The organism is Arthrobacter sp. Soil762 (assembly GCF_001428335.1).
GTDB lineage: Bacteria > Actinomycetota > Actinomycetes > Actinomycetales > Micrococcaceae > Arthrobacter.
On sequence record NZ_LMSG01000001.1, the window covers coordinates 969,252 to 975,251 of the forward strand.

Sequence of the window (6,000 nt, forward strand, 5' to 3'; positions counted from 1 at the left end):
TGCACGACGGCGGAGCGTGTGGTGGGTGCGACGGCGGCGGGTGTGTTGGGTGCTGCGTCTTAGGTTGGGTGCCGGGCCTGGTTGTCTGTGCCGGGCTGGGGTGTTTGTGGTGTGGTGGTTAAAGTGGGAGAGCCCCCCAACCTGGTGGTTGGGGGGCTCTCGACCGTAATGATGTTCCGGCGGTGACCTACTCTCCCANGGGGGTGTTTGTGGTGTGGTGGTTAAAGTGGGAGAGCCCCCCAACCTGGTGGTTGGGGGGCTCTCGACCGTAATGATGTTCCGGCGGTGACCTACTCTCCCACACCCTCCCGGGTGCAGTACCATCGGCGCTGTGGGTCTTAGCTTCCGGGTTCGGAATGGGACCGGGCGTTTCCCCCACGCTATGACCGCCGTAACCCTTTTACCCGTCCCGCCGGCTGTGTGGCTGGGGGTGGGAAATCTGGTTACAACATGCTTCCTGCAATTTTTTGGTTGCAGGTGTGGTGTTGTTTATTTAGTTGGTGTTCCCTGCAACAAATGGTTTGTTGTTTGGGAACCACATAGTGGACGCAAGCAGTCTTGTTTTCTTTTTACCACCCGTTGGTTGTAAACGCTTTTGAACCGTTTACAGGGGTGGTGTGTGGTGTAAGTTATCGGCCTATTAGTACCGGTCAGCTTCACGAGTCGTTAGTCCTCGCTTCCACATCCGGCCTATCAACCCAGTGGTCTGGCTGGGGGCCTCTCACACACAAGGTGTATGGAAATCTCATCTCGAAGCGAGCTTCCCGCTTAGATGCTTTCAGCGGTTATCCCATCCGAACGTAGCTAATCAGCGGTGCACTTGGCAGTACAACTGACACACCAGAGGTTCGTCCGTCCCGGTCCTCTCGTACTAAGGACAGCCCTTCTCAAATTTCCTGCGCGCGCAGCGGATAGGGACCGAACTGTCTCACGACGTTCTAAACCCAGCTCGCGTACCGCTTTAATGGGCGAACAGCCCAACCCTTGGGACCTACTCCAGCCCCAGGATGCGACGAGCCGACATCGAGGTGCCAAACCATGCCGTCGATATGGACTCTTGGGCAAGATCAGCCTGTTATCCCCGAGGTACCTTTTATCCGTTGAGCGACGGCCATTCCACAATGTACCGCCGGATCACTAGTCCCGACTTTCGTCCCTGCTCGAGATGTCTCTCTCACAGTCAAGCTCCCTTGTGCACTTACACTCGACACCTGATTGCCAACCAGGCTGAGGGAACCTTTGGGCGCCTCCGTTACTTTTTAGGAGGCAACCGCCCCAGTTAAACTACCCATCAGGCACTGTCCCTGACCCGGATTACGGGCCGAAGTTAGATGTCCAAAGTGACCAGAGTGGTATTTCAACGATGACTCCACCCGAACTGGCGTCCGGGCTTCAACGTCTCCCACCTATCCTACACAAGCCACTCCGAACACCAATACCAAACTATAGTAAAGGTCTCGGGGTCTTTCCGTCCTGCTGCGCGTAACGAGCATCTTTACTCGTACTGCAATTTCGCCGAGTTTATGGTTGAGACAGCGGGGAAGTCGTTACTCCATTCGTGCAGGTCGGAACTTACCCGACAAGGAATTTCGCTACCTTAGGATGGTTATAGTTACCACCGCCGTTTACTGGGGCTTGAATTCTCAGCTTCGCCTTACGGCTAACCGGTCCTCTTAACCTTCCAGCACCGGGCAGGAGTCAGTCCGTATACATCGTCTTGCGACTTCGCACGGACCTGTGTTTTTAGTAAACAGTCGCTTCCCCCTGGTCTCTGCGGCCCCGATCCCCTCCCACCAGCAAGTRGTGTTCAAGGTTGGGGCCCCCCTTCTCCCGAAGTTACGGGGGCATTTTGCCGAGTTCCTTAACCATAATTCTCTCGATCGCCTTAGTATTCTCTACCTGATCACCTGTGTCGGTTTGGGGTACGGGCGGCTAAAACCTCGCGTCGATGCTTTTCTCGGCAGCATAGGATCACCAAATCCCCCCGTGAGGGGGTCCCATCAGATCTCAGGCATCATGAACGGCGGATTTGCCTACCGTTCGCCCTACATCCTTAGACCGGGACAACCATCGCCCGGCTTGGCTACCTTCCTGCGTCACACCTGTTAATACGCTTGCCTCCCAGGATCAGGTCCCGCGCTCCACCAAAACCCACATCACCCCGAAGGGTGGGCGGGCAGGTATCGGGCGGTTAGTATCCCCTGTTCAACATGGACGGTTTTTCGCCGGTACGGGAATATCAACCCGTTGTCCATCGACTACGCCTGTCGGCCTCGCCTTAGGTCCCGACTTACCCAGGGCAGATTAGCTTGACCCTGGAACCCTTGATCATTCGGCGGACGGGTTTCTCACCCGTCTTTCGCTACTCATGCCTGCATTCTCACTCGTGTAGGCTCCACCGCTGGTTTACACCGCGACTTCACTGCCCACACGACGCTCCCCTACCACTCCAGACGCCTGAACCAACCCACAAGGGGCGGCTTAGCTAATATCTGAAATCCACAACTTCGGCGGTGTACTTGAGCCCCGCTACATTGTCGGCGCGGAATCACTTGACCAGTGAGCTATTACGCACTCTTTTAAGGATGGCTGCTTCTAAGCCAACCTCCTGGTTGTCTTCGCAACTCCACATCCTTTCCCACTTAGCACACGCTTAGGGGCCTTAGTTGGTGGTCTGGGCTGTTTCCCTCTCGACTATGAAGCTTATCCCCCACAGTCTCACTGCTGCGCTCTCACTTACCGGCATTCGGAGTTTGGCTGACGTCAGTAACCTTGTAGGGCCCATTAGCCATCCAGTAGCTCTACCTCCAGCAAGAAACACGCAACGCTGCACCTAAATGCATTTCGGGGAGAACCAGCTATCACGAAGTTTGATTGGCCTTTCACCCCTACCCACAGCTCATCCCCTCCATTTTCAACTGAAGTGGGTTCGGTCCTCCACGACGTCTTACCGTCGCTTCAACCTGGCCATGGGTAGATCACTTCGCTTCGGGTCTAGATCACGCCACTGCAACGCCCTATTCAGACTCGCTTTCGCTACGGCTTCCCCACACGGGTTAACCTCGCGACGTAACACTAACTCGCAGGCTCATTCTTCAAAAGGCACGCCGTCACAACTACAAGGCTGCTCCGACGGATTGTAAGCACACGGTTTCAGGTACTGTTTCACTCCCCTCCCGGGGTACTTTTCACCTTTCCCTCACGGTACTGGTCCGCTATCGGTCATTAGGGAGTATTTAGGCTTATCAGGTGGTCCTGACAGATTCACACGGGATTTCTCGGGCCCCGTGCTACTTGGGATACTCTCCAGGCGGCACAAAACATTTCGGTTACGGGGCTCACACCCTCTCTGGCCGGCCTTTCAAGACCGTTCACCTATGCCTGCACATCACACCTCACCAGTCCGGCAGAACTGGTATGGAAAGTCCCACAACCCCGACCATGCAACGCCCGCCGGCTATCACACATGGAACGGTTTAGCCTGATCCGCGTTCGCTCGCCACTACTGACGGAATCACTATTGTTTTCTCTTCCTGCGGGTACTGAGATGTTTCACTTCCCCGCGTTCCCTCCACGCACCCTATGTGTTCAGATGCGGGTCACCAGGCAGCTCGCGCCCCTGGCGGGGTTTCCCCATTCGGAGACCCTGGGATCAAAGTCCGGTTATCGACTCCCCCAGGCTTATCGCAGATTCCTACGTCCTTCTTCGGCTCCTAATGCCAAGGCATCCACCGTGTGCTCTTAAAAACTTGACCACAAAAGATCAAAAACGCTAATTTTCGAGAGAACCACAGAAACCACCCGGACACCACCACCACAACCCCAAAAGGCCACAGCAACAGACGCCCGGACAGATCCAGGTTCATAATTCTTGGAAATTGCTTCTTATAAAAGATGCTCGCGTCCACTATGTAGTTCTCAAACAACAACCCCAAACCACACACCCCACACACCAGCCCCCACAAAGGAGAACCAAACGCGCATGATCGATGCAGCCAGGAAACCAGAAACAAACAAGCACCGGGAAACCCCGGCCCTGTTGCCTCAGGACCCAACAGTGTGCCAAACACTAAACCACCCATACCCACACCCACACCATTCCAAGCAGCAGCAATCCCGAAGGAAAACCAACCACCGTACTAGGCGAGGCGCAAAACAAGCGGCCGCTATTCATTGATATTCCACCCTTGAGCACCCGCCGCAGAACAAACGTCTGCGCAACGGGCATATACTCCTGACAAACCCCGCCCACCACATACGTAGTGAACAACAGTCTGTAGGTGCTCCTTAGAAAGGAGGTGATCCAGCCGCACCTTCCGGTACGGCTACCTTGTTACGACTTAGTCCCAATCGCCAGTCCCACCTTCGACAGCTCCCTCCCACAAGGGGTTAGGCCACCGGCTTCGGGTGTTACCAACTTTCGTGACTTGACGGGCGGTGTGTACAAGGCCCGGGAACGTATTCACCGCAGCGTTGCTGATCTGCGATTACTAGCGACTCCGACTTCATGGGGTCGAGTTGCAGACCYCAATCCGAACTGAGACCGGCTTTTTGGGATTAGCTCCACCTCACAGTATCGCAACCCTTTGTACCGGCCATTGTAGCATGCGTGAAGCCCAAGACATAAGGGGCATGATGATTTGACGTCGTCCCCACCTTCCTCCGAGTTGACCCCGGCAGTCTCCTATGAGTCCCCGCCATAACGCGCTGGCAACATAGAACGAGGGTTGCGCTCGTTGCGGGACTTAACCCAACATCTCACGACACGAGCTGACGACAACCATGCACCACCTGTAAACCGACCGCAAGCGGGGCACCTGTTTCCAGGTATTTCCGGTTCATGTCAAGCCTTGGTAAGGTTCTTCGCGTTGCATCGAATTAATCCGCATGCTCCGCCGCTTGTGCGGGCCCCCGTCAATTCCTTTGAGTTTTAGCCTTGCGGCCGTACTCCCCAGGCGGGGCACTTAATGCGTTAGCTACGGCGCGGAAAACGTGGAATGTCCCCCACACCTAGTGCCCAACGTTTACGGCATGGACTACCAGGGTATCTAATCCTGTTCGCTCCCCATGCTTTCGCTCCTCAGCGTCAGTTAATGCCCAGAGACCTGCCTTCGCCATCGGTGTTCCTCCTGATATCTGCGCATTTCACCGCTACACCAGGAATTCCAGTCTCCCCTACATCACTCTAGTCTGCCCGTACCCACCGCAGATCCGGAGTTGAGCCCCGGACTTTCACGGCAGACGCGACAAACCGCCTACGAGCTCTTTACGCCCAATAATTCCGGATAACGCTTGCGCCCTACGTATTACCGCGGCTGCTGGCACGTAGTTAGCCGGCGCTTCTTCTGCAGGTACCGTCACTTTCGCTTCTTCCCTACTGAAAGAGGTTTACAACCCGAAGGCCGTCATCCCTCACGCGGCGTCGCTGCATCAGGCTTTCGCCCATTGTGCAATATTCCCCACTGCTGCCTCCCGTAGGAGTCTGGGCCGTGTCTCAGTCCCAGTGTGGCCGGTCACCCTCTCAGGCCGGCTACCCGTCGTCGCCTTGGTGAGCCATTACCTCACCAACAAGCTGATAGGCCGCGAGTCCATCCAAAACCACAATAAAGCTTTCCACCCCCCACCATGCGATGAGGAGTCATATCCGGTATTAGACCCAGTTTCCCAGGCTTATCCCAGAGTTAAGGGCAGGTTACTCACGTGTTACTCACCCGTTCGCCACTAATCCAGGAGCAAGCTCCCTTCATCGTTCGACTTGCATGTGTTAAGCACGCCGCCAGCGTTCATCCTGAGCCAGGATCAAACTCTCCGTTGAAGTAAAACAGACACAACCACCAACCCCGGAAATAACAGGATAAAATGGCTGCACAAAATTTGAAACCAGCTGTAAAAACCAGACCACACCACGGGGTGGCGGATCCAGTCAATTCAACCAATTCAATACAATAAATTGGTATCAACAAACTTGGCACACTATTGAGTTCTCAAACAACAGACACA

At 55.2% G+C, this 6,000-nt stretch carries 3 rRNA genes; all 3 read right to left on the reverse strand.

The window, feature by feature from the left end:
- Positions 1-277: 277 nt before the first annotated feature.
- The 3 genes from rrf to ASG77_RS04555 all read right to left on the reverse strand — a co-directional run bounded on the left by rrf (position 278) and on the right by ASG77_RS04555 (position 5,815).
- A 5S ribosomal RNA gene (gene rrf, locus ASG77_RS04545) occupies positions 278-394 on the reverse strand.
- Positions 395-619: 225 nt separating this feature from the next.
- Positions 620-3,755 (reverse strand): 23S ribosomal RNA (locus ASG77_RS04550).
- 536 nt (positions 3,756-4,291) lie between these two features.
- A 16S ribosomal RNA gene (locus tag ASG77_RS04555) occupies positions 4,292-5,815 on the reverse strand.
- The 16S, 23S and 5S rRNA genes sit together here, the layout of an rRNA operon.
- Positions 5,816-6,000: the final 185 nt, after the last annotated feature.